The sequence below is a fragment of the Paenibacillus qinlingensis genome (genome assembly GCF_031455095.1).
Taxonomy (GTDB): Bacteria; Bacillota; Bacilli; order Paenibacillales; family NBRC-103111; genus Paenibacillus_E; species Paenibacillus_E qinlingensis_A.
Genome location: NZ_JAVDSB010000011.1, coordinates 31847 through 58433, shown reverse-complemented (window position 1 = coordinate 58433; position 26587 = coordinate 31847). Strand labels below are relative to the sequence as shown.

Annotated in this window: 19 protein-coding genes; 10 read left to right on the top strand and 9 right to left on the bottom strand. The window is 47.0% G+C overall.

Annotated features, from left to right (window positions below):
• Positions 1-99: 99 nt before the first annotated feature.
• A complete protein-coding gene (locus J2736_RS23460; protein WP_310501026.1) occupies positions 100-1569 on the bottom strand; it encodes a VanW family protein in 1470 nt (489 codons plus the stop codon).
• 217 nt (positions 1570-1786) lie between these two features.
• Between J2736_RS23460 and ftsE the strand changes: the two genes are divergently transcribed.
• The 5 genes from ftsE to J2736_RS23435 all read left to right on the top strand — a co-directional run bounded on the left by ftsE (position 1787) and on the right by J2736_RS23435 (position 7697).
• On the top strand, positions 1787-2473 hold the full coding sequence (gene ftsE / locus J2736_RS23455; protein WP_310501025.1) for a cell division ATP-binding protein FtsE: 687 nt from the start codon (positions 1787-1789) through the stop codon (positions 2471-2473).
• Positions 2463-3380 carry a permease-like cell division protein FtsX gene (ftsX, locus tag J2736_RS23450; protein ID WP_310501024.1) on the top strand — a complete coding sequence of 306 codons (918 nt, stop codon included), beginning with the start codon at positions 2463-2465 and terminating at the stop codon, positions 3378-3380. The genes ftsE and ftsX overlap by 11 nt, the downstream gene beginning before the upstream one ends.
• A 165-nt stretch (positions 3381-3545) precedes the next feature.
• Positions 3546-4739: a murein hydrolase activator EnvC family protein gene (locus tag J2736_RS23445; protein WP_310501023.1), complete on the top strand. Its 1194-nt coding sequence runs from the start codon at positions 3546-3548 to the stop codon at positions 4737-4739.
• A 91-nt stretch (positions 4740-4830) separates the two neighbouring features.
• On the top strand, positions 4831-6294 hold the full coding sequence (locus tag J2736_RS23440; protein WP_310501022.1) for a S41 family peptidase: 1464 nt from the start codon (positions 4831-4833) through the stop codon (positions 6292-6294).
• Between the two features lie 119 nt (positions 6295-6413).
• The gene (locus J2736_RS23435; RefSeq protein ID WP_310501021.1) at positions 6414-7697 is read left to right on the top strand and encodes a PDZ domain-containing protein; all 1284 of its coding nucleotides are present in this window, start codon (positions 6414-6416) and stop codon (positions 7695-7697) included.
• 147 nt (positions 7698-7844) lie between these two features.
• On the opposite strand, the gene J2736_RS23430 is transcribed toward J2736_RS23435, so the two are convergent.
• Together J2736_RS23430 and J2736_RS23425 are read right to left on the bottom strand one after the other, a co-directional pair.
• Positions 7845-8666, bottom strand: a complete 822-nt coding sequence (locus J2736_RS23430) for a flagellar motor protein MotB (RefSeq protein WP_310501020.1) — start codon at positions 8664-8666, stop codon at positions 7845-7847.
• Positions 8650-9441, bottom strand: a complete 792-nt coding sequence (locus tag J2736_RS23425; protein ID WP_310501019.1) for a flagellar motor protein — start codon at positions 9439-9441, stop codon at positions 8650-8652. Before J2736_RS23425 ends, J2736_RS23430 begins: the two co-directional genes overlap by 17 nt.
• A 270-nt stretch (positions 9442-9711) precedes the next feature.
• Here J2736_RS23425 and uvrB point away from each other — a divergent pair, with 270 nt between their 5' ends.
• The 4 genes from uvrB (at position 9712) to J2736_RS23405 (ending at position 15530) form a co-directional block, all read left to right on the top strand.
• The gene (gene uvrB / locus J2736_RS23420; protein WP_310501018.1) at positions 9712-11709 is read left to right on the top strand and encodes an excinuclease ABC subunit UvrB; all 1998 of its coding nucleotides are present in this window, start codon (positions 9712-9714) and stop codon (positions 11707-11709) included.
• Between the two features lie 38 nt (positions 11710-11747).
• Complete coding sequence (gene uvrA, locus J2736_RS23415; RefSeq protein ID WP_310501017.1) at positions 11748-14630, top strand: excinuclease ABC subunit UvrA; 2883 nt, start codon at positions 11748-11750, stop codon at positions 14628-14630.
• 260 nt (positions 14631-14890) lie between these two features.
• Positions 14891-15043: a hypothetical protein gene (locus tag J2736_RS23410; RefSeq protein WP_310501016.1), complete on the top strand. Its 153-nt coding sequence runs from the start codon at positions 14891-14893 to the stop codon at positions 15041-15043.
• A 283-nt stretch (positions 15044-15326) separates the two neighbouring features.
• Positions 15327-15530, top strand: a complete 204-nt coding sequence (locus J2736_RS23405; RefSeq protein ID WP_310501015.1) for a hypothetical protein — start codon at positions 15327-15329, stop codon at positions 15528-15530.
• 79 nt (positions 15531-15609) lie between these two features.
• Here J2736_RS23405 and J2736_RS23400 read toward each other — a convergent pair whose 3' ends face one another.
• The 6 genes from J2736_RS23400 to J2736_RS23375 all read right to left on the bottom strand — a co-directional run bounded on the left by J2736_RS23400 (position 15610) and on the right by J2736_RS23375 (position 23644).
• Positions 15610-16578 (bottom strand): sugar phosphate isomerase/epimerase family protein, encoded by a 969-nt coding sequence (locus tag J2736_RS23400; protein ID WP_310501014.1) that lies wholly within the window; start codon positions 16576-16578, stop codon positions 15610-15612.
• A gap of 51 nt (positions 16579-16629) precedes the next feature.
• A complete protein-coding gene (locus tag J2736_RS23395; RefSeq protein ID WP_310501013.1) occupies positions 16630-17784 on the bottom strand; it encodes an MBOAT family O-acyltransferase in 1155 nt (384 codons plus the stop codon).
• Positions 17785-17874: 90 nt separating this feature from the next.
• Positions 17875-18792, bottom strand: a complete 918-nt coding sequence (locus J2736_RS23390; RefSeq protein WP_310501012.1) for a hypothetical protein — start codon at positions 18790-18792, stop codon at positions 17875-17877.
• Positions 18793-18877: 85 nt separating this feature from the next.
• The gene (locus tag J2736_RS23385; RefSeq protein WP_310501011.1) at positions 18878-20077 is read right to left on the bottom strand and encodes a class-II aminoacyl-tRNA synthetase family protein; all 1200 of its coding nucleotides are present in this window, start codon (positions 20075-20077) and stop codon (positions 18878-18880) included.
• A gap of 7 nt (positions 20078-20084) precedes the next feature.
• On the bottom strand, positions 20085-20336 hold the full coding sequence (locus tag J2736_RS23380; RefSeq protein WP_310501010.1) for an acyl carrier protein: 252 nt from the start codon (positions 20334-20336) through the stop codon (positions 20085-20087).
• Positions 20337-20377: 41 nt separating this feature from the next.
• A complete protein-coding gene (locus tag J2736_RS23375; protein WP_310501009.1) occupies positions 20378-23644 on the bottom strand; it encodes an FG-GAP repeat domain-containing protein in 3267 nt (1088 codons plus the stop codon).
• A gap of 264 nt (positions 23645-23908) precedes the next feature.
• On the opposite strand from J2736_RS23375, the gene J2736_RS23370 reads away from it, so the two are divergent.
• Positions 23909-26461, top strand: coding sequence for a U32 family peptidase (locus tag J2736_RS23370; RefSeq protein WP_310501157.1), 2553 nt, complete (start codon positions 23909-23911; stop codon positions 26459-26461).
• Positions 26462-26587: the final 126 nt, after the last annotated feature.

The following is a 26587-nucleotide window of genomic DNA, read 5'->3' as shown; positions in this document are numbered from 1 at the left end:
CAATCCTCTTTCGATAGTCTTATCATAAAAGAAAAAAGTCATGATGACGTAGTAACTACAGTCACATGACCTTCATGATTTCATCACATTTATTCGTTATCATTGTACAGCAAGCGTACTTACGCCATCTTCCACCATGGGTTGCTTCGGCGCAGGGTCCTCTGTTTGAAGATCTTTACGGTTGGCTGCGATGACGGTAGGCACAGGTGAATACTGATCCTTGGAGATTAACTCTCTACTCACAACAGTTCCATTTTCTCGTTTCGTTCGATAAGTCTCTACCTTGTATCCGACTTTTCCTGTGCTGATGGGACGTTCTAAGCCAGGGCTCAAGCTTGGATTGTTCACATATTTGATCGGGGGTTGGATCGTTTCCACGATTTTGGAATCGATGTCGTAGGTCACAGCTGGCGTTTGGTGGCCAAAAAGCTTCACAGTCACAGCCGAATCCGTCGTTATCGTACGAATCCAAACATAGCTGTTCGTATTATTACGGAATTTAAAATTGATATAACCACTTGCGAATGTTGCATCCTGCCCAAGTGGAACATAGCTGACGGGGAGAGAGTGATTCCGTCGTTCTATGATTTCAAGGCCGCTGCGCAAAACAGCATTATAAAGCGTAGTCGATACTTGGCAAATGCCGCCGCCGATGCCAGGCACAAGACTGCCATTGAGAATAACAGGCGCTTCCTTGTAGCCGAATTTCGTTTCGGTCTGTTGAATGATTTTACTGTAATCAAACGTATCTCCTGGTGCCATTAAGTAATCCTGAATGGAAGTGGCAGTAACGCGTATATTGTGGACCCGTCCTTCACCGGATGAAGGGAACGAGGTCGTGAATTCAGCTATTTTGCCATCGATGCCTTGCTGCTTCAAGGTTGCCATTGTGACCGTCGGACTCAACTCGTACACAGGTAAAGTGAGGCCAAGCGGTGCAGTATGCGTGAGTGTACCAAGACTAGGGGCGATGATTTGCAGTTGCTCCTGCAGATGCGCGGTATCAACTCGCAGTACATTTCGCTCGGGTTCGTAGCCGACTTGATCACGAGATTGAAGGAGTCGCTTGGCGGCAACAGGCTGCTTCGCATATAGATCTTTCCACGTTCCCTTAACAGTGGCCGTAAGTTGAGTGGAGTCTACCGAGACGGCCAATGGAATATTCGCGTTTCGCAGGGTCCAGCGCGCTTTGATCCGCTCCAAAAGAGATCCGCCAAATAATTGCTGTAGGGATTGGGTGAGGAGGCTCTTGTCATAGCGGATACCTAGTTGGCCAAGAGAAAGCTCTTTGGCGGGAATCTCAGGATAGGATGAATGCAGGAGGACCGGGAAAGCGGACAATCGCTTCAGACGCTGCTCGGATTCAGACTGAAAGGTTTCATATGGCATTCCACCTACGCGCCAACCGGCAATCGTGACATTCGCAGGGAAGGTAGTTTGAGAACCATATAGATAGAGTGCAGTGCTGCACGTTATGAATAATCCAAGAGCGACCGAGAAATAGAGGATGGGGTTTCTGAATGATCGTAATGATCGTAATGAGCGTAATGAGCGTAATGAGCGTGTCATGAAGAGCCACTCCTTTACATACGAATGTGATACGGCCTGTCTCTATATATGTATCGATCTCGCTGCCAATTTAGTACAGAATCCTATTTCGGCTAAAAGTTGTACAATACATGGTATACTGACGGTATTCCCCATGAATTTCCGAGAGGATTTAGAAGGATTTTCAGCTTTTGTGTCGAATGGATATAGGCTATCTATATAATTAGGATGTGATATTGTGATCGAAATGCAGGACGTATGGAAAACATACGCCAACGGGACGCATGCATTAAGAGGCATTAATGTAAAAGTGGACCGCAATGAGTTTGTCTATGTCGTTGGACCTTCAGGCGCAGGTAAATCTACTTTCATGAAGTTGATGTATAGAGAAGAAAGACCAACGAAAGGTCAAATTTTCGTGAATGGTTTTAACTTAGAAAAACTTAAACAACGCAAAATTCCCTATGTTCGTCGAAATATCGGCGTCATTTTCCAAGATTATCGCTTACTTCCGAAATTATCGATATTTGAAAATATAGCTTTCGCCATGGAAGTAATCGAGGCACCTAAGAAGCAAATCAAGAAACGCACCATGGAAGTTCTTGAGCTCGTTAAGCTGAAGGACAAAGCCAACTCACTCCCATCGCAGTTATCCGGCGGCGAACAACAGCGTGTCGCCATTGCCCGGGCAATAATAAACAGTCCTTCCGTCATTATCGCCGATGAACCGACAGGAAATTTGGACCCTGAAACATCATGGGGGATTATGAAATTGATGGAGGAAATTAATTTCCGAGGTACGACCATCGTCATGGCTACGCATAACAAAGAAATCGTAAATACGATGCGTAAGCGCGTAATAGCAATTGAGAATGGCCTTATTGCTCGCGATCAACTACGGGGGGAATATGGCTATGAAGATTAGTACTGTTTCTCGACATCTCCGAGAAGGTACGAAAAATGTCGTGCGAAATGGTTGGATGACGTTCGCGTCGATCAGCTCCATTGCGATTTCCTTATTTATTCTTGGTATTTTCGTACTGATCACTTTAAATGTGAACGATGTAGCTACACAAATTGAGCAACAGGTTGAGATTAACGTATACCTGGAGGTTAACACGCCTCAGGATCAAATCACTGCGCTTCAAACGCAAATCCAAGCGATTTCGGAAGTGAAAACGATTAAATTCGTTTCGAAGGAAGAAGGGCTTGTCTATTTGCGCGAAAAGCTAGGAGATAGCGGGAAGGCACTCTTAGATGGTTTCGAGGGGGATAACAATCCGCTGAACGATGCGTTCACGATTGAAGTGGATGATCCACGGAATGTGGCGAGTGTAGCTGACCAGATATCAGCACTTAACGTTGGCAAAGATCCTAAGCCTATTTACAAGGTGAATTACGGTAAAGGAACCGTTGAGGCATTGTTTAAAGTGACGAAGATTGCCCGTTGGATTGGTATTGGTATCGTTGTATTGCTGTCCTTTACAGCGGTGTTCCTAATTGCGAACACGATCAAAATTACGATTTTGGCCAGAAAACGCGAGATTTCAATTATGAAACTCGTGGGTGCGACGAATTCTTTTATTCGTTGGCCATTTTTCATTGAGGGTGCCTTGCTTGGATTCATTGGTTCGGCTATTCCAACTGCTATTATTCTCGCAGGTTATTGGAAATTGCTGAATTTGAGCTCATTGAATTTGAACTTATTGATGATTAAATTAACACCATTTGAAAATATTGCACCAACGATGACTGTACTTCTACTAGGACTAGGCATCGTGATAGGAGTTTGGGGTTCCCTCATCTCCGTCCGCAAATTCCTTCGCGTATAGTGGAAACCTTGAATGAAACTGGGGTGGAGCGTTTCTCTGCCTCCTTTTTCATCTTTTCTTTCGGTTTTTTCATTTTCAAAGATTCATAGATTCCTAGACTCAGAACGTAAGAGATTCAAACCATACATGGGGCATTAAACGCTTGAAAATGGGGAGGTTACGTGCTTGAAGAAGAAGATTCTACCTGTCGTTTTAACATTAGGTATGGCGATATCGCTTGCTATACCGCATGCCGCGAGCTATGCCGCTTCGGCAACGGATAAGATTGACCAACAGTTGTCGCAGCTTAAGAAACAGAAGGCGGAAGCGCAGCAGAAGGCTAACAACGCCGAAAGTCAAATTACCAAAGTGCAATCAGAGAAGGCTCAGACAACGAAAGATATGAATGCCCTGGTTTCCCAAGTTAACGAAGCTAGCAAGAAGTTGACACAATTGAACGAACAAATCGATCAAGTTTCAGATGCTTTGGAAGCAAGTGCTAAACAATTGGATGAAGCCGAGGCGCGTGTGGAAAGCCGCGACAATATGCTGAAATCCCGTGTTCGCTTGATGTATATGAACGGCTTCGTTTCCTATATGGACGTGGTGTTGAGTGCAACGAGTTTTTCTGATTTTTTAAATCGGGTCGAAGCTTTGAAATCTATTGTTAATCAAGATAAAGAAATACTAGAGTCCAATATGAAAGATAAAGAAACCGTCATGCTTAAGAAGGCAGACACCGAGAAGCAACTTGAGAATGTGAAAGGGCTTTATGCGGAGGCTGACGCGCTGAGAGATGATCTGCAAGCGAAGGAGAAGGCGAAGGAAGTGAAGATTGCTTCCCTATCCAAGCAAGAGAGAGAACTCGAGGAAATTTCGGAAGAAAGCGATAAAATGATTACGCAGCTAGCGAAGCAAGAGGCGGATTTACAAGCGAAGAAGCGGGCAGCGCAGAATGCGAAATCACCGTTTACTTATGCGGGCGGCAAGCTGGGCTATCCCTTGACTGTACAGGCACCAATGACCTCTGATTTCATCGCGCGGATTAATCCCGTTACAGGGCGGGCAGAGAATCATAAAGGCATCGATTTGGGTACAGCAAAAGGCACGCCAATCCTTGCAGCGGAGAATGGATCTGTTATTTATGCGTCATGGATGAACGGTTATGGAAATTGTGTTATCGTGGATCACGGGAATGGCCTGTGGACGTTATACGGTCATATTATGAACGATGGGATTTATGTAAAAGTAGGCGACGTCGTGAAGCGCGGCCAGAAAATTGCTGGCGTGGGCTCCACAGGACAGTCTACGGGCAATCATTTGCATTTTGAAGTTAGGAAAAATGAAGTGCCTGTCGATCCTAAACCGTACCTACGTTAAGAGGTTTTTTCATAAAAGTGGAAGGGCTTGTCATATACTAGTAACAGGCCAGTCCAAAAAAGGGTTTTAGGAAAAAAGGTGGTGAACCGGTTTGCAGTTTAAAGGTCGTACGGTCATTGTATTTGTTCTGTTAGCAATGTTCGCAAGCAGTATTGTTACGTTAACCATTGTAGATCCATCCTTCACTTGGGGGCGGGAGGAGAAACCAACAGGAAGTGCAGCAACCTCCATATCGGCTTCGTCCGGTCTCTCGAGCAAGGATTTAAGCAAAATCGCAACAACATTTCAGCTTATTGAAAGTAAGTATTTGAAACAACCTGATCATGATCAACTGGTTAACGGTGCGATTAATGGGATGTTGGAATCATTGGAGGATCCTTTTTCCGTTTATATGGATCAGAAGGAAGCGAAACAGTTCGATGAGAGCATAACGTCATCTTTCCAAGGCATCGGGGCAGAGGTATCGCTTGAGGATGGCAAATTCGTCATCGTATCACCAATCAAGGGCTCACCTGCAGAAAAGGCAGGCATTCAATCCAAAGACGTCGTCCTTTCTGTTAACGGGGATAAATTGGACGGGCTTACCTTGAATCAAGCGGTCATGAAAATCCGCGGACCGAAGGGTACGCAAGCTAAGCTGGATTTGCTCCGCCAAGGAACAGGAGATCCCGTTCAGGTCATTGTGGTCCGCGACAACATTGATGTTGAAACGGTCTACGGCGAAATGATGCAGGATCAGATTGGTAAAATAGAGATTCGTCAGTTCTCCTCGAACACAGCGGTTCGTTTTGCAGAAGAATTGAAGAATCTAGAGACTAAAGGGATGAAGGGTCTTGTCATCGATGTTCGTAACGATCCAGGCGGTCTATTGAACGTCGTTGTTGATATCGTAAATCCCTTCGTGAAGAGCGGAGCATCTATCCTCCAAGTGGAGAACAGGGACGGCAAGCGTGAGCCTACACCTTCCACTGGTAAAGGGAAGAATTATCCGGTTACGGTGTTAATCAATAAAGGAAGCGCCAGTGCATCGGAGATCTTAGCAGGTGCGTTCCAGGAAGCGGTAGGCAGTAAAATTGTTGGTGAAACGTCCTACGGTAAAGGAACGGTTCAAGTCACGTTCGAGAAGGAGATGGGCGATGGCAGCAACATTAAAATGACCGTCTACAAATGGTTAACACCAAATGGTAACTGGATTCACAAAAAAGGGATTACACCGGATATCCCGATTGAACAACCAGTATATTTCAAAGCAGCACCGCTGACGAAGAAAGATGTGCTGAAACAAGACAACAACAGCGATGATGTGAAGAATTTGCAATTGATGCTTGCAGGTATTGGTTTCAACCCGGAGCGGACAGATGGTTATTTTAGCGAAAAAACAGTTCTTGCAGTCAAAGCGTTCCAACGGACGAATGGCTTGCCGGTAACGGGTGAAGTTGATGCGGACACAGCGGGCAAAATCGAAAAAGCGATTTTAGAGCAAATTCGCGATCCGAAGAATGACTCGCAATTGAAAGCGGCTGTCTTTCAAATTCAGAAGCAGCTTGGGAAATAAGCACCGTTAGTTAATGGAAATTGTTCGGAGCGGCAGGAAATAAGCATTATCAGTCGAAATAGTGTAGGAAGGTTGCTTAGGCGGCCTTCCTATTTCTTTATCAAGGAGCCTAGATTCGTATGGATGTGTGGTTTCAATTATTGGACAGAATGCTGCTGGCTATGGGGCAGTTGTTTACGAATCCTTTCTACTATATAGGTATTTTTTTCATTGTTCTGCATTACAGAAAACAAATTCAATTAGAGCGAAAACTATTTCACACACGTCTTCACTCGTTATTAAGCGAAACATGGCGCGTGGTGCTTTGGGGCTGGTTAGGCGGCCTTGGAGCCTCGATACTGCTTCTTTTCGTAGGTGTGAACCTGCAATTGGATGTAGTCTTCCTACTTTGGATCATCACGGTTGTGCTGCTGATATTCCGGATTCGCTTCTTGTGTTTAGCTTATGCAGTAGGGATACTAGGGATTGCTCAAGTGATCTTCTTTTGGTTTCCTAATACTGAGCACCTACGCGAATCGTATACGCTTCTCGATACGATAGCTAGTGCGGACATCCCGTCCCTGCTGGTCATAGTAGGTGTGCTGCATCTCTTGGAAGGAGTACTGGTTGGTTTCCAAGGTGCGCGTATGGCGACACCGCTGTTCCTTGAAGGGAAGCGTGGGCAAATGATTGGCGGGCAGCAGCTGCAAGGCTTCTGGCCAGTTCCTCTTTTTCTCCTCGTGCCAATGGCAGGCGGGAGCGAGCTGAGCTTCCCTTGGCAAACGTTGTTTGCCTCTAATCTGAGCGCAGGTTGGACGATGCTCGCATTCCCTGCGATGATCGGCTTCACGGAGTTGACCATCTCCAAGCTGCCGCAGCGACAAGCGCGCTCTAGCGCTAACCTGCTGTACCTGTATGGGCTCATCCTGCTAGGGGCAGCAGTTGCTACGCACTATTGGACGCCGTTAGTGCTGCTAGGTGCAATTCTTAGTATTGCTCTACATGAAGGGTTGTTGCTCTATAATCAGTGGTTAGAAACGAAGCAGACGCCTTTTTACATCCACTCCGAGCGAGGACTTATGGTGCTATCGGTTGTGCCGAACAGTCCTGCTCGGGAATTAGGGATTAGGGTCGGTGAGATCATTCACAAGGTCAATGGATACAAAATAAAGACGAAGACAGATTTGCATGCGGCTATGGGGCTTAACTCTGCCTTCTGCCGATTGGAAGTGTTGAACGATCAAGGGGAAGTTCGCTTTCTGAAACGCGGTATATTCGCAGGTGATCATCACCAGCTGGGTATTCTTCTGGCGCCGGATCAGGATGTGCTGTACTTCTTGGAGCAGCGTCCCATGCATCTGTTCAGCTATTTGCGGTATAAGTTAACGGGCTTATTGCCGAATAAATCGACGAAGTCCATGTAAGAAGAGCTGTCCTCCGAGTAGAGTCATCTACGGTGAGGCGGCTTTTTTTTGCCAGAAGTGGAGCCGAGCTGGAAGAAAACAAACTATAAAGCCCTATCTCCACTTTGCAGTGAAAATAGGGCTTCATTGTCTCTACGTAACGAGGTCTTAATGTGTTGGCGTAGTTGGAGCGATATCATTCCGTAACACGATGATTTCTACGCGGCGATTTTTGCTGCGATTCGCATCCGAAGAGTTGGCCACTTGGGGCATTGTATCTGCATAGGCAGTTGCAATAAATTTGTTGTCGTCTAGATTTGCCGTGTCGCTAAAATAGCGAAGCACAGAGAGGGAGCGGGCAAACGATAACCCCCAATTATCACGATAAGGAGAACCTGGAGCAAGAGGTAAATCATCCGTATGACCTTCGATGCTGACCTTGCTCTTTAAGGTAGGGAATAACGAAGCTAACTTTTGCAGAATCGGGAAAGAGGGTGTTTTTAGATCGGCTTTTCCCAAATCGAATAAGAACAAGTCATTGAGTGTAATGGCAACTCCGCGTTCCGTATCGCTCGCAGATACTTGCGCTTCTAAATTTTGATCCTTAATATATGCCTGAATTTGCTTCAGAAGATCCTGTAGCTCTTTCTCGCGCTTTTCTTTCTCACTGTCCTCTGTCTTCGTCTTGTCGTGCTCTTCTTTCTCGTCATCCTGATTCCGATTTGTAAAATCCTTATCTTTGCTGTCTGCATCACCTTGTTTAGGGGTCATTTGACCACTGATGCCATGGTTTTTATCTAAAACGGAGTCAGCTTTTTGAAATTGGAGGTTTAAGGCTTGCGCCAAAACGGCATACTTTTGAACATCCACTTTACTCATCGCATACATAATAATGAAAAAGACGAGCAACAGCGTAATTAAGTCAGCATAAGTAATGAGCCATCTTTCATGATTAACATGCTCTTCGTGCCTCTTACTGCGCCTCGCCATTCTGGTCATCCTCCTCTACGGCTTTTTTGGATTTATCATGGAGGAAGGAGTTCAGTTTTTTCTTAATCAATTGCGGGTTTTCGCCAGCTTGCAGGGCAAGAATACCCTCAAGCATCAATTCCATCTCATTAACCATTTCTTTGCCGCGGACTTTAATTTTGTTAGCAATTGGCAAGTAAACTAAGTTGGCGCTCATAACACCATAGAGAGTAGCTGTAAATGCAACGGCAATGGCAGGGCCAAGGGATGAAGGTTCTTCTAGATTACCGAGCACGTGGATGAGTCCCATAACCGTACCGATAATCCCCATTGTAGGCGCATAGCCGCCGCCAGCTTCGAATACTTTGGACATATTATTAACTTGATGTTCTATGGCGTCCATTTCGAGCTCAAGAATTTGTCTAGTCAGTTCGGGGTCTGTTCCGTCTACGACCATGAGCAATCCGTCCTTGAGGAACGGGTTCTCGTGCTCCTGCGCACGTTGCTCTAGTGCGAGTACACCTTCTCTACGTGCGACCGTAGCCATATCGACAAGTTCATTAATGGTTGCTGCAGGATCTCTTTTGACTTGCTTAAAGGCAATACCGAGTGCTTTGGGGATTTTGGCTAAAATAGAGCCAGGGAAGCTGACGGCAACTGCACCAAAGGTTCCGCCGAAAACGATTAACATCGCGCTGGGGATGATCAATGAGTTAATATGACCGCCATCCCACATATACCCGCCGATTAAACCTACAAGACCTAATAGTAAACCTAATACTGTTGTCAAATCCATGACTGTACCACTCCTAATTAGCATAAAAAGAATAGGTTCCAAAACACGCGAAAGCCGCCTTGTGAAAGGCTAGAACAGATAAAGCTGTTTGCATCCATGATGTAAAAATAGTATAATGAAAAAACGAGAACAAACATTCTTATGTTGGATAGTTATTGCAATCCTTCATATATGTACGAGAAAGTTCCATAGACTTCTATATCGGAATGTCGATTGGTAAAGTTTATAGGATAAAAGTTCGATTTATTTCGACAATGAGGGTGATAATGGATGAGTGAACTCGTCATGAGCTCTAAGAAATTTGAGCTTGTATCAGATTTTTTGCCGCAAGGAGACCAACCTCAAGCTATTGAGGAGATCGTCCAGAGCATTCAAGCAGGCAACAAGCATCAGACGCTGCTCGGTGCAACGGGAACAGGGAAAACGTTCACAGCTGCACAAGTTATAGCGAAACTTAACCGACCAACGTTGATTATTGCTCACAATAAAACCTTAGCCGCACAGTTGTGCAGCGAATTTAAAGAGTTTTTTCCTCATAATGCCGTATCCTACTTCGTCAGTTACTATGACTACTACCAGCCCGAAGCCTACATTGCCTCCTCCGACACTTACATCGAGAAAGATTCCAGCATCAATGAAGAGATTGATAAGCTTCGTCACTCGGCGACAAGCTCCTTATTCGAACGTCGCGACGTTATCGTTGTTGCCAGCGTATCGTGTATTTATGGCTTAGGGTCACCAATGGAATATGGCAATTTATTGCTGTCTTTACGTGTTGGGATGGAGAAGTCGCGTACTGAAATTTTGCACCGGCTTGTAGATATTCAATATCAACGCAATGATCTGAACTTTGTTCGCGGTACGTTCCGTGTGCGTGGAGATGTTGTGGAGATATTCCCGGCCTCACACAGTGAACATGCGGTACGTGTAGAGTTATTTGGCGATGAAATTGAGCGAATTACGGAGATTAATGTTCTTACTGGTGAAATTATCGGGCAGCGCGATCATATCGCTATTTTCCCAGCGTCTCACTTCGTGACGCACGAGGATACGATGAAACGCGCGCTCGTGAACATTGGCCGCGAGTTGGAAGAGCGTCTTGCTGAGCTGAGAGACCAAGGGAAGCTTTTGGAAGCACAGCGCTTGGAACAGCGTACGCGCTACGACATGGAAATGATGGAAGAGATGGGCTTCTGCTCAGGGATTGAGAATTACTCAGGACCGCTGACATTCCGTGAACGAGGTGCAACACCCTATACGTTAATAGATTATTTCCCAGACGACATGCTGTTCATGGTGGATGAGTCTCATGTGACGTTGCCGCAAATTCGCGCGATGTTTAACGGAGATAAAGCACGGAAAGATGTATTGGTAGAGCATGGCTTCAGGCTGCCTTCCGCTTTGGATAACCGTCCGCTGCGCTTCGAGGAATTTGAAGAGAAAGTCAGTCAGATTTTATATATATCAGCAACGCCAGGGCCCTATGAATTGGAGCACACTCCGACAATGATTCAACAAATTATCCGGCCAACAGGGCTGTTGGATCCGATTATTGAGGTTCGACCAACCAAAGGTCAAATCGATGATCTCATCGCAGAAATTCAGGACCGGGTACGCAAAGACGAGCGCGTTCTTGTGACCACGTTAACGAAGAAGATGTCGGAGGATTTGACGGATTACTTTAAGGAAATCGGCATTAAAGTGCGTTATTTGCACTCGGATATTAAGACTTTTGAGCGGATGCAGATTCTTCGGGACTTGCGCTTGGGGACTTTCCATGTATTGATTGGGATCAACCTTCTCAGAGAGGGTCTCGATTTACCAGAGGTTTCACTGGTCGCTATTCTAGATGCGGATAAGGAAGGCTTCTTGCGTTCTGAGCGTTCGTTGATTCAAACGATTGGACGTGCGGCACGGAACTCCGATGGTCGAGTCATCATGTACGGGGATAAAATCACGGATTCCATGGAGAAAGCGATCTCGGAGACGAATCGCCGCCGCGCCCTGCAGGAAGCTAACAATGAGAGATTGGGCATCACACCGCAGACAATTGCTAAGAAAATTCGCGACGTAATTGAAGCAACCAAGGTTGCTGAGCAGAAGTCAGATTACTTGGCTGATGTGAAGGGTGCTAAGATGTCGAAGAAAGATCGTGCATCCCTTATTGAGCGCTTAGAAGTCGAGATGAAAGAAGCGGCGAAGAACCTGCAATTTGAACGTGCGGCACAGCTGCGTGATGCGATTATGGAAATGAAAGCCGATGCCTAGTAGAGGTAACAGCTTCACATAGGAGAGGAAGGGTTTCTGTGTCTAGAGATCAGATCGTTATTAAAGGAGCAAGAGCTCACAATCTTAAAAATATTGATGTCACCATTCCACGAGATAAGTTCGTTGTACTTACGGGCTTAAGTGGATCGGGGAAATCATCGCTGGCCTTTGATACGATTTATGCAGAAGGGCAACGTAGATACGTTGAGTCCCTTTCTGCCTATGCGCGTCAATTTCTCGGGAATATGGATAAACCAGATGTCGATTCCATCGATGGGTTATCACCTGCAATATCTATCGACCAGAAAACCACTAGCCGTAACCCACGTTCCACGGTAGGAACCGTAACGGAGATTTACGATTATTTAAGATTGTTGTTTGCTCGCATTGGGCGGCCACACTGTCCTACCCATGGTATCGAGATTACTTCGCAAACCGTGGAACAAATGGTAGACCGCATTATGGAGTACCCGGAGCGCACGAAGATTCAAATTCTAGCACCACTTATTTCTGGGCGCAAAGGTGAGCATACGAAGCTATTCGTGGATGTTCAGAAGCAAGGGTTTGTGAGGGTTCGTGTAAACGGGGAAACGGTAGAACTTTCCGAGAAAATTGAGCTCGACAAAAATAAAAAGCACACCATTGATGTGGTCGTTGACCGTATCGTGGTCAAAGATGATGTACAGACACGTTTGGCAGATTCTTTAGAAACTGCGCTGAAGTTGGCGAATGGTCGTGTCATCGTCGATGTTATGGAGAAAGAAGAACTCTTGTTCAGTCAGAACTTGGCATGTCCGGAGTGTGGATTCAGCGTCGAAGAGCTTGCACCAAGAATGTTTTCATTTAACAGCCCCTTCGGTGCTTGCCCTGATTGTGATGGATTAGGCAGTCAGATGATCGTGGATCCAGACTTACTCGTGCCTAATAACAAGCTCACGATTGAAGAAGGTGCATTTGAAGCCTGGGCAGGAAGTACTTCCAATTACTATCCGCAGTTTCTTGCGGCAGTTTGTGAACACTACAAGATCCCGCGCAATGTACCCGTATCTGAGATTAGTAACGACCAAATGAAGGTGATTCTGTATGGAACGGGTGGCGAGAAAATCCGTTTCCGTTACGAGAATGATATGGGCGCATCCAAGGAAGCGCTAGTGCCATTTGAAGGGATCATTCGCAATTTGGAGCGTAGATTCAAGGATACTTTCTCAGAGGGGATTCGCGAACATATCCAGACCTACATGAGCACTAAGCCTTGTCCGAAGTGTAAAGGTCACCGTTTGAAGCCGGAAACACTTGCTGTAACGATTAACGGTAAGAACATTTCCCACGCAACTTCTCTTTCCATCGGGGAAGCGGAAGAGTGGTTTAAAGGTCTGCAACTGAATGAGCGTGAGTTGACGATTTCGAATTTGATCCTGAAAGAGATTAGAGCACGTCTAGGCTTTCTGGTGAATGTCGGACTCGATTATTTGACGATGCACCGTGCGGCTGGCACTTTGTCTGGTGGAGAGGCGCAGCGGATTCGTTTGGCGACACAGATTGGTTCAAGTCTGATGGGTGTCTTGTACATCCTCGATGAGCCGAGTATTGGATTGCATCAACGGGATAACACACGTTTGATTCAGACGCTGGAGCATATGCGCGATCTAGGGAACACACTCATCGTCGTTGAGCATGATGAAGACACGATGATGGCGGCCGATTATATCATTGATATCGGTCCTGGTGCCGGAATCCACGGTGGACAGGTTATTGCTCAAGGAACGCCAGAAGAGCTGATGAAGGATGACAATTCCTTAACGGGTCAGTATTTGAGCGGCAAGCGGTTCATTCCGATTCCTGCGGTTCGACGCAAACCGAATGGCAAGTGGATTGAAGTAAAAGGTGCCAAAGAGAACAATTTACGCAACGTATCCGCCAAAGTACCTTTAGGGGTATTCACTTGTGTAACTGGTGTATCCGGTTCAGGCAAGAGTACGTTGATCAATGAAATTTTGTTCAAAACGTTATCCCGTGATTTGAACGGTGCCAAAGTTCGTCCTGGAGAGCATAAAGAAATTGTCGGATTAGAGCATATCGATAAAGTCATCGACATTGATCAGTCCCCGATTGGCCGGACACCGCGTTCCAATCCAGCGACATACACGGGAGTATTCGATGATATTCGTGATGTGTACGCGAATACGAACGAAGCTAAGGTGCGGGGCTATAAGAAAGGCCGCTTCAGCTTTAACGTGAAGGGTGGTCGTTGTGAGGCTTGTCGCGGAGATGGCATCATCAAGATTGAGATGCATTTCCTACCTGATGTTTACGTACCGTGTGAGATTTGCAAAGGCAAACGCTACAATCGTGAGACGATGGAAGTGAAGTACAAAGGCAAGAGCATTTCGGAAGTGTTGGAGATGACGATTGAGGACGGCTGCGAGTTCTTCAAGAACTTGCCGCGCATTCATCGTAAGCTGAATACACTTCTCGATGTTGGCCTAGGCTACATGACCCTCGGCCAACCAGCAACCACGCTGTCAGGCGGCGAAGCCCAGCGTGTGAAGCTCGCGGCGGAGTTGTACCGCCGCAGTACAGGCAAGACGATCTATATTCTGGATGAGCCCACGACGGGGCTCCACATCCATGATATCGATCGTCTCCTGAAAGTTCTTCACCGCCTCGTAGAGAGCGGTGAAACGGTTCTCGTTATCGAGCATAACCTCGATGTCATCAAGACGGCGGACCACCTTATCGATCTAGGACCCGAAGGTGGTAACCGCGGGGGCTTGATCGTGGCGGCGGGAACGCCTGAGGATGTCGTGAAGGTGGCCGGGTCGTATACCGGCCAATATCTGAAGCCGATCCTGGAGCGGGATCGTGTGCGTTCGGAAGATTATGCGAAGCGAATGGAAGTGCTCGAGGGCTCCGTTAGCTAATAAGGAATAGTAAGCTTGGAATATGGTGTTTTTTAACCAATTCCAAGCTTTTTTATTTTTACAAGTGTAATTTTGCCTAAAGTTTGCTAAGACTTAATTGAATGATACAGGCTTCGACAATTTAACCCTCTATCCATAAATAAGGATGTAAGCCTATAATAATAGTAAGAAACAGTGAACATCTCCTTCTACCTAACTACGAACATGATGATTGAGAGATATAGCGAGTTCTAATATAAATCACGTTGTGGGGGCTAGTAATGATGAAACCGACGTTAGAGCTTCAGGAAATTGTATCTGCTTTAGGAATTGATCCTTTCCGTTTTCTAGCATGGCAGGAAAAAGAGCTAGCCGACACCGAAATCACTAAAATTCCCGCGGATGATGATCACCGTGATGCCTTAGCCGTATAAGAATAGCTCTAAGTTCTAAGTGAACAAAGCCCGTACGGAATTTCCGTACGGGCTTTGTTGTTCAGAGTAATAAATAGTTGTACAGATGGACAATTTATACGTACAAGGGATATAAAAGAAATCTGCCTGAAGATCTTCATCAAATCGGCCAAATCCCAAACAAAAGGTGACAAACTTGTTACACATCGATGCAACTACTTGCATCTCGTGTCCAATCAAGCTAACATAGTATTAAAATAGCAGGACGTGTGCCTTGCACCGAGCACTATAAGGAGGTTTCACCATGTTATTCGCAGAAGCAGCTGAAGCATCAACGAGCACGTATACAAGCTTTGATATCTATGTGTTGATCTTCACAGTCATTATTGCAATTGCAGTTATTCGACAATTGATCAGCCCTAAGAGAAATCTATTTGCACTTGGTTTTGGAACCGTTGCTCTACTCGTATTCCTTTTCATGGATGTTATCATGATCAAAGGCTGGTAGTACATACAGGTAACCAAAGAAAAGCCCACAGGACGTTAGATCGTAAGATCTGCAGCCTGTGGGCTTTTTTTGCTTCAGATTACACCCACCACATTTCACCAAGAGGTTCCTTGATGAGTACTTGTTGTAGGTTTTGAACGGCTTTGGAGAAACCTTCGTCTACAGACATTAAGCCATCTTCATGCTCGATACTAACAACATAATCATAACCAACTAGACGCAATGCGGAGATGATGTCAGCCCATACCTTCATATCATGACCGAAACCAACGGAACGGAACTGCCATGAACGGTCAAGCATGTTTGTGTAGGACTGCATATCCGTCACACCGAAACGGTTCGTGTTGTTGTAATCATGCGATGTATCTTTCGCATGGAAGTGGTGAATTGCGTTAGCGCGTCCAAGGATTTGCACCGCTTGAACAGGATCGATCCCTTGCCACCACATGTGACTTGGATCCAAGTTGGCGCCGATCGCTTCACCTGCAGCTTCGCGAAGGCGAAGAAGCGTAGCTGGCGTATGTACGGAGAAACCACCGTGCAGCTCAAGTCCGATTTTGATATTGCGATCAGCAGCAAATTTACCAGTTTCTTTCCAGTAAGGAATGACTTTATTCGTCCACTGCCAGTCCAGAATCTCTTGGAAATCGTTCGGCCAAGGTGCTACCGGCCAGTTCGGATATTTGGCATCCTCGTGGTCGCCAGGGCAGCCTGAGAACGTATTGACTACAGGAACTTCAAGGCGCTCAGCCAGTTCAATCGTTTGTATAATAGCATCGTGAAACTCTTTTGCGATGTGTTTTTGCGGGTGAAGAGGGTTACCATGTGCACTCAGTGCACTAATTGTCAAACCGCGGGACTCTACCGCATGTTTAAATGCTTTAAGTTTGCCTGCATCAGCAAGTAATTCTGCTGGGTTGCAATGCGCAGTGCCTGGGTAGCCGCCGGTACCAATCTCAACAGCGTCCAAGCCTTTCGCAGCAATATAATCTAACGCTTCCTCGAAAGGTTTTCCACCGAAAAGAACCATAAAAACGCCTAACTTCATTCGATTACACCTCCATAATTGATAAAACAATCAGTTCAAATTATACCACTATCATCCAGTAAAATGAAGCAAGCCTTTATAGATACGAAGCACGGTATCGTAGTTGGAACTGTAAATAATGACCGAGAACGTAACCAGTGTCTGCGTAACGAAGCAGCGGAAGTAGAAGTATGCTTTAGATACCTTTTTCTTATTCACAGTCGTGAGTTTGAAGATATTCTCAATGGCTATAATGACGCCATGGTACAGACCGTAGAGAAAGTACAACCACGTAAAGCCATGCCATAGACCCATTAGCACCATGATTAAGATGGATAAGCTGGCTGTGAGCCCTGTAGAGGGCGTTTTACGCGAGAAGAACATAAAGATATGATCCCGGAAAAAATCACCCAGCGTGGCATGCCAATTGCGCCAAAACTGCGTCATGGAAGGCGAGAAGAGAGGCTTCTTGAAGTTCTCAGGCATCGTATAGCCCATTAAGCGGCCAAACCCAATTGCCATATCGGAGTATCCCGAGAAGTCGAAGTAAATGAGTGCATAAAACCAGATCAGTAAGAACAACGATTGCCAAGTATGAAGCTCTTGCTTCAAGACTTGATCGAACACCCCGGTCATCCAGGTGACGACGACAATCTTTTTAAATAAACCAAGAATAATCCGCTTCACACTATCTTCGAAAAGCCTAGCATCAACGGTGTAGGGCTTTTTGCTATCGGCCATGAAATCTCGGAATTTGAGAATAGGCCCGGATGTAAAGGTAGGAATGAACAAGAGATAGTTCGCATAATCAATGGCCGGCACTTCGCCATCTTTTCCAAAGAAATAAGCGAAATAGTACGAATCAATCACTTTGAGAACGTTGTAAATGAGTCCTAAATAAATGATGGCGTCGAACAAGGGTGAGCTGAAAACACCCATAACAAAAAAACGAACACCCAGAAAGACACCTATGATATTCGCGGCGATTCCAAAAATAAATGTCGCTTTCCGCCAAATCGTCGTTCGGCACAGATACACAAACCCGAAATAATTAATAATCGTAAAAGCCGCATAGAAAACCATGAGCTTCTTACTAAACAACAGGAGAAAGCACAAGCTGAATATGATCATCAAAATGCGCTTATTATCCGCCCACTTGCGGGTGAGCATCAGAACGGCAATCATGCCACTCATCGCGACCATCGCGTTCATGTGCATATAAAACATAGCTAAAGAACTCCTCGCTTGCTAGATCTTAGAACTTCTCGTAGATGAACAATCCCTTGCCGGTAAAATAAATGAAAACCAAGTAAAGCATCACGAGGTAGATGAGGATTTCGACGGTTTTCCTAAGGAATTTAACCATGTGTCAACCTCCTTCGTAAATAGCGGCGCACCATCTTCTCGGTTCAAGTGAACGAGGTCATGGAAATAACGCGGATCGTAGGTGTGCATCAAATCCAACGTGGGAATGTTCGCAGACTTCAGCTGGGCATTAACCGCATCCTTCAGTGAAGCGACGTAGGGAGGATCGGCATAGCCTTTGTTCCACGGCATCCAAATCACACGCAGCGCGAGCTTATGCTCGTCTGCATACTGGATTACCCACTGCAGGGCATCCAGATTATCTTGAAAATCCTTCAAGGTCATGGCGCCGAACCGTTTGTCGTAGTCGTCCCATTTAAGCTTTAACGCTACGTCGTCCTTGCGGCCAGGGTACAATTCCTTATCAATCCAGCGAGGCTCGTAAGCTAGACTGCCTTTGCTCAAATTGCGAGCGAACTCTACACCCGAATCACGGAAGTAATCGCGGTACGTGTACACGTAGGGCTGGTACCAAGGTTTGAACCACTGGTAAGTCGGATCCGTTTCAAGCGGGTCGAGCATCGTATGCACGTCGATCCCGATGACGAGCTCATTCTGTACTTGGTACAGGTTGTCTTTCAGGATGCCCTTTAAATCAGTCAGCTTCCCGTAGGAAAGCCCCATCTCCACCAAAGAATGCTCAGACTTCTCTTCGATATAAGCACCCGTAACGGCCGAATTACCGAAGAAAACCGGACCCGATTGGGACCAGCTATGGTGGTAGAGTGTTTTGGTGAAGTCGTTTTTGTAAAAACGGCGTGAAGACGCCATCGGGTTCCACCAAGAAATGAGTAGGTCGGAGACGACGATGGCGAGCAAAAGGCCGAGTGCAAAGCTATTTTTTTTGAGAAAAGCAGCGGTTGCTTTCAATAGAATCACTCATTATCTTCGTAGTGGTTAAAATGAAAATCCAAGGACTCGTTCATAGGAGACGAGCGCCCTGGGGTAATTGAACTTACAAAGCCTTCTCTTGCCAAGCGTTGTACTGCTCACGGAACGTGGTAGGCCATTGCGCCTCAACGAGGCCATATTGCGCCAAGAATGCGAACGCCCAGCGCTCGATACCGAAACCTACGCAGCCTGTGACAGCGTTACGTTTGCCCATTTTGATATTAAAAGCGTTGCCGAACGTATTGCTATGGAAATTAACGGAGGAACATGCAATGGACTTCTTCACATGCGGAATGTTCAGGCGAAGTTCGTACTTCATCTCCTGATTACGTTGGAACGACGCTTTTACCTGAAAATCATTGGTGAAGAAGGGATCGTTCGCGATTTCCAATAAGCTGTCTACTTGCCATTCAACAGCCAACTCTTTTAAATACTCAATGGATTTCAAACGATTCTCTTTCACGAACTCAGGCTTACCGACGAAAATAATTTCACGCATCGAGAAATCGAGCAGGCGACCGAAATCGGAATGGTTCTTGGACTCGAAACGATGACATTTCGCAATCGCAGTCACAACAATGCCGTCGCCTTCTAAAGTTTCGTTCTCAAGTCCTTCATAGCAGTGGTAACACGTAGAAGGGTTCATCATGAAGTTAGGCTTCACCATGTTGTTATCCAGCGCCAAAGGCTTCTCTTGATCCCAACCACCAGCTTCACGGATCGTTTGGGAGAATGCCTCGATGACATCGAGATCCTCACGCAGATGCGTTACGAAATGAATATGCTCAGGGAATGAAGTGAAATGATTCGTTTTGTTCAACGTATGACTATTGATAACCGCAGGGTATTGTTCTTCTTGAACACCTTCGAAACGTCTCGCAATTTTACTGACGAACGAGTAGTCAAGGAAACGCATTAGACTAGAAAAAGGTTCACGGAAGATGAAAAGGCCGGGTTCTAGCACTTTAATCGCTTTACGCTCAGCCAGTTCAGCGATAATATCGCCTTCATAAGGCGTGTCGACTTTATTTTCGAATAAAATATTTTCTTTAAATCCGAAATCACCGTGGGAGAAACGTTCAATCAGTCGCTCAACACGTGAAGTAATTCCTTCGTCGCCGTTAGGAGAGTTATGGGTGATGATGATTTCTCCATCGATTAAAAGAATTTCTTGAATATGCTCATCGGCGAAAGCAGATGCGTATTTGACTTGACCATGCTGGCTTTCAGCAAGGCCAGTAAGTGGAATTTTAACTGTACTCATGAATCCCTTACCTCGCAGTCTTCTTGGAAATAAATTCGGCAATCTCACTCACCGTGTTCATTGGGTAAAGCATCAAATCCTGATTCGTTACTTGCAGATTGTATGTCTTCTCGATATGAGCGATAAGTGCAGTCGCCCCAACGGAATCAATGAACCCATAATCGAACAAATGAACATCAACATCGAAATCGTCATCATCCTCGGCAATTTCGTAACGCTCGCGAATATGCTGCTCTAGCTCTTCCAATAAATTAGACATGGGGATAGCCTCCTGATTTAAATATATAAAGTAATGTAGAGTTACTGTGCAGGCGCGACAGGACCGGTAAAAGTAAGTGTCGTCACATCTCCGTATCGGGTCAGCGTGTATGTGTTCGTTGGTGCATCAAAAGTAAGTTTAACATCATCAGAAGGATTGAACTTGAGTTCACTCGTACTAAAAAATTTCACTTGCTGTAAACCTGCGGAGTCAAGCTTCAACTGATAGGTGCTGCCTTCACTAGAAAGGGTAAAAGGGACGTTTGAACGGACAACATGGAACTGTTGCGTTGACGGGCCCACGCGAATGTCAGTTTTCTTCGCTAATCCAAGATACAACTTGTTCTCAATTGTCGTGTAGACATCAGAATCACTTTGTAGGGAATATAGCGCGAGCTTGTCTCCTTTTTCAATGATGACGCCTAACGTATTCGCATACTCTTCAGCTAATTCAGAAACACCTGACGTTACAGGTGAGAATGTGGCATGGAAGTGGGGATTGCCTGCGCTGAGACGATCCTTTAATCGATCCCACAGGTAGGAGCCCCAGGTTTGGCTAATCTTCACATCGCTTTGCATAGCGGTCAAGAAGGATTGGGCCATCTGTGTTTCCGACATAAAGTTATAATCATGCTTGGTACGAAGCTTGTCAAAGTACTCAGCAAATTCGGTTAAATTGGCAACCTTGATAAGATCAGGGAAATGGTATTCAATATGTTCAAAATAATCAATGGGCATATCCAGTTTGACCATCGACTCGAATACATCGGTGTTGGCATTGTCACCCGCTGGTCGTAAGACCGGCGTCGGAGCATGGATGAGCATCGTTGCATCGGTCTTTCCTTGCCCATCTTGCAAAAGGAAAGGAAGCGACCAAATCGATTCTGGTCGAGCGAGCACAGGTGATTCGGCAGGTAAGAAACCGAAGTTGTACCACATACCATGCTCTTTCTCGGTAAGAAGCGTCTGATCATGATCTTGATTATTAATTCGCCAGGTATGCTGATTCGTACCGGGATGGAGCCAAGGAATGCCAAGCTTTTTGAAAGCTTGTTGATGCAGGTTAACCTCTATTTTTTCGTCATCAGCACTTTTAAAATTATGTACAAAAATGTGCGGATTTAGTTGTAAATGATTCTTCTGCGCATAGTCAATGAACTCGTTTAACTCCGCTTTATACGGGAATTGCGGGTTATCGATTGACACGGGAGAGCCGAATTCGATACCACCTACGATGAGGTCGTCGTTGCCATCGTGATTGAGATCCAACCATAAAGGAACGGAATAATGCCCAGCAACCAACGCGTGGTTACCGACTTGGTTCAAGGTTGTTCCCTCGAGGGGACCTACATCTGTCCAAGAACCAGCGGTTTCTTGGATGAACACTTGCAGGTCACCGTCGCTGCTGCCGACCACGAGATCCGGTCGGCCGTCGCCGTTCATATCACGCACCGCTGGCGCAGCGTGCGTGGCCTGGTTAGGCAGCGTAATGATCACGCTGCCCTTAGGTTCAAGATCCAAGGCCGCTGCGCTGCGGCCCTTGTACAGCCACACTCGTCCATCGGCTGCGCCTAGGACGAGGTCGAGCTTGCCGTCGCCGTTCACGTCGGCGACGAATGGTGCTGCAGGCCCTCCGGGCAGCTGCAGCGCAGTGCCGCCCGCGCGCACAGCCGCGGGCTGACCGAACTTGCCGCTAGCGAGCTGCGGCAGCTGCAGTACCGCGCCGGACTCGTCTGCGACGATGAGGTCGGTGCGGCCATCTCCGTTCATGTCAGCGGCGTGAACGGCACTGTAAGGGCTGAGCTGGAGCGGCTTGCCATTCTCCAGCATCAGCTTAGCCGGCGCGCTGAACGTGTCGGGCAGCGCCATGCCCTTCGGAGGCGGCTCGCTGACGTAAGCCGCCTCATCCTTGCCAAGATTCGTGTAGACATACACGAATCCATCCGCGCTGCCGACGACGAGGTCGGTGCGGCCGTCGCCGTTCAGATCCGCGGCGGCTGGGTACGCGCGGTAAGGAAGCTCAATCGTGCCTGCAAGTTCACGATACGGCCCGTACGTGGCTTGCCTTAATGGAATGCCGGCAGCCATCACGTGCAGTCCGCTCGCGTAGCCGGAGCCGGGCAACTCACCCACGAACGACGGCTTCGCGTTCGTTCCTGTGTTGAGCTGCACCGTCACGCTCTCGCGCCATTCACCCCAGAAGAAGGCGTTGCGCACGAGTGTAAACGAGGGAACCTCGTTATACTCTTTCAGCTTCTCCGCCCAAGCGATGCCGTCTTTTTGCTCAATCGCCGGCATCGCCTCAAAATGGTTCTGAAACGCCATCGCAGGCCGTCCATAAGGACCAAGGCTCTTCTTCACGCTGTATCCGAGCGTTTCCTTCGAAACATAGGCGAGCAGCTCACTGCGGTACTGCATATTCGCAGCCGCGAAAGCGAAGTTAAAATACGGCTCAATCGGCAGCGCCCTCTTATTGAAGTAAGTCGTTCCTGGTGTTGCTTTGCTGGTCGTAAAGTATTTCTCAGCGAACTGAGCAAAGCCTAACTTCGGATCGGCTCCGCTCGCCATATCGAAGCCCGTAGGGAAGTAGCGATTAGGCAATAAATTACTGCTAATGAGCACGGCACCTTTGCCTACACGATTGTGCAAGACAAGGGAGACAGGCTGCTTCGACTCGAATGCTTTATACATGTTGACAACGGATTGCCCTGTAGAGGGACTGAAGCCGTATCCAAGATGAAATCCAGGCATATCGGCCATGCCATTATGCTTAAGATAGCTTTGTGTAAACAATTGAAACGATTGTTGAATGCCCTGTAAATTAACAGACACCTGTGGATAGCCAAGCGTCAGCGAATCTACGGTCTGAGGGCTTAAAACTAAGTTGCCGATTGGTACTTTTTTCAAATCAACAAGTTGTTCAGCACCAAGAAAATCTAGCGGAAAGCGGTCGCTGAACTCATTTTCCAACAAAAGATGTCCGCCCTTTTTCACATAGCTCATAAGCTTATCCCTCTGCTTGGACCAGGTGGCATCTTGCGCTAGCGCAGGATCCAGATACAAAGCGTCATAGGAGCGCAGTTGGCGAGCCGAGAGAGAAATGATGCTTTTTCTATCAATGTGAACACCAGCTTGCAAGGTTTGTTGGAAATTACTATAAGCTGAGGTATCGTAAGAATCCCCGCCTGTTGCGTAAAGAAGCTTAGTTTCCACATGTTTTGGTAAAAATAATAGCAAGAGCACGATGAGCAATAAGCCGAGGCTTAGCCCTATCAGGTATTGGAGCACACGAATTTTCGACAAATTCAAAAGGATCCCTCGATTGCTAGAAAGATTGCAATTCATCCTTTGCGAAGCATAGGAGAATTGTCAATAAAGGTCACTATCCTTGCCATTATAGCATTCATGGGTACGTTTGTTAACTTCTAAAGGCATTGCTGTATGGCAGCATTGTCGGATATTGGCTTTGTGTGCAGTTATCTCCTGCCCTAGATTCCTACCTATCGTTTCTGTTACACTAAAGAGAAGACTTTGAGGATTACCTGAGGATTGATATTGAAAGGATTTGCTGCCATGCGTACGATACGCAGAGAAGATGTAGAATTATTGGCCCCTGCTGGGGATTGGGATTGTTTGCGAGCGGCTGTTGCCAATGGGGCGGATGCCGTATTTTTTGGTGTGGAGAAATTTAATGCGAGAGCGAGAGCGCATAACTTTACGATGGCAGAGCTGCCGGATATTATGTCGTTCCTTCATCTATATGGTGTTCAAGGCTTCCTGACGTTTAACATTCTCGTCTTCGAGGAAGAGTTGAATGATGCGAAGCAGTTGATTGATGCGTGTGTTGATGCAGGCGTGGATGCCGTGATCGTGCAGGATTTAGGTTTGGTCAAAATGATTCGTGAAATCTCCCCTGATTTCCCGATTCACGGTTCAACGCAGATGACGATTACATCGCCAGAGGCTGTTGAATTTACAAAACCGTTCGATATCGAGCGTGTTGTTCTGGGTCGTGAGAATAACCTGAAACAAATCAAACAAATCGGCGATCAAGCGAAGCTTCCGATGGAAGTCTTCGTGCATGGTGCTCTTTGTGTGTCCTATTCGGGACAGTGTCTGACCTCCGAAATGTGGGGAGGCCGTTCCGCTAACCGTGGTGAGTGCGCGCAGGCTTGCCGTTTGCCGTATGATTTGATGGTGGATGGTGAGCAAAAACCGATGGGGGATGTCACGTATTTGCTGTCGCCGAAAGACTTGGCGGCGATTGAAATTGTGCCGGAGCTGATCGAAGCGGGCGTTCGTTCTTTTAAAATTGAAGGGCGTTTGAAGACCCCTGAGTATGTAGCCAATGTCGTGAGCAAATATCGTCGCGCGATTGATCGTTATTTCGATGGGCAGGACGCGCGTCCGTCTAAAGAAGAAGTGCGTGAGCTTCAGCAAAGCTTCTCACGCGGATTTACGGTTGGGTTCCTGCAAGGGACCAACAATAAGCAGTTGGTTGACGGCACGTTTCCGAAGAGCCGTGGGGTTTTCGTGGGCCGTATCAAGCAGATTCTGCGCGATGCGGTGATCTGTGAGCTGGAGGCGCCGCTGAAGCGCGGCGACGGGCTTGTCTTCGACGCGGGGGACCCGACGAAGAAGGAAGAAGGCGGGCGCATCTACGATTTGCGCCGCAAGGGTGAGAAACTCGAAGGCGAAGCCGAGGGTGGTATCATTGAAATCGTCATGGGACGCAATGATGTAGAGCTTGGCCGTTTGCATGTAGGCGATCGTATCTGGAAGACGAACGATCCAGCTTTGGACAAACGTCTGCGCCAGACGTTTGAAACGGATAAGCCTTACCGTACATTCCCGGTAAGCGTGAAAGTGACAGGCGTCCTTGGCGAGACGCTGAAGAGCTGGTGGACGGATGTTCGCGGTGGCCACACCGTCTTCGTACAATCCGAACTTCCGCTGGTTCAAGCGGAAAAAAGACCTATGGACGAACAGCTCTTCACCGAGCAGTTCGGTCGCCTTGGCGGCACGATCTATGAGCTTGCCGAGCTGGATGTCCAGCTGGACGGCGCGCTGATCGTGCCGATGCGTGAATTGAACAGCATGCGCCGCATGGCTGTCGAGCTCATGGAAGACGAGCGGCAGAAGCCGCGCGCGTACATCAAGCGCGAAGTCGGCGTGTATGACGACGTGCCTGCTGCTGTGACTGAGCATCACGCGGCTGTTACCGCTGTGAATGCACCTGCTTTATCCCTCGCGGATCGTAACGCGGTCGAGTTGACTGCTTTGTGCCGTAACTTGGAGCAAGTGAAGGCAGTTCTTGCAACGACGGACGTTGGCTTAATCTACGCTGATTTTGAATTTATTAAGCAGTTTCCTGCTGCGGTTGAAGCCGTACATGCTGCTGGGCGCAAGATCGCGCTCGTGACACCACGGATTCATATGCCAGGGGAAACAGGCTATTTTAACAATATACTCAAGCTGAAACCAGATGCGGTTCTTATTCGAAATACAGGCGCAGCCTATTATTTCTTGAAGCACCGGTTTGAGAATCCGGATGCACCGCAACCGCAGCTGATCGGTGACTTCTCACTGAATATTGCCAATCATAAAGCTGCTGATCTGTTCTTGGCTGCCGGGCTTTCAAAGGTTACGCCTTCCTATGACTTGAACATTCAGCAGATGGTTGACTTGCTTCGCCGCGCGGAGACCTCCAAGCTGGAAGTCGTTATTCATCAGCACATGCCGATGTTCCACACCGAACACTGTGTGTATTGTACGTTCCTGAGTGAAGGGACGGACTTTACGAACTGTGGTCGTCCGTGCGAGGAGAAGCGTGTGTCCTTGCAGGATCGCGTAGGAATGTCGCATCCTGTGCGCGTGGATGAAGGCTGCCGGAATACGGTGTACAACGCGATAGATCAATCTGGTGCCGAGTATTTGAACCACTTCATGGATCTGGGCATCCGTTCGTTCCGTGTAGAGTTCTTGGAAGAGACGCCAGAGAAAGTAACGGAAATTCTTGATTTGTACCGCAAAGCAATCGATGGCCAAATCAGCGGGACGCAAGTATGGCGTTCACTGAAGGCGACCAACCAGTTGGGTGTAACAAAGGGTACTTTGGTCAAATAAATAGTTGCGCCTAGTGCGCTTAGCCGCCTCACGACGATTAGTGTCGGGGGGCGGTTTTTTGTCGTGTTGGTAGGTGTAGTGGCGCTAGGTGCTACCTACCTAGAAAACTCCTTTAATCTATTGGGT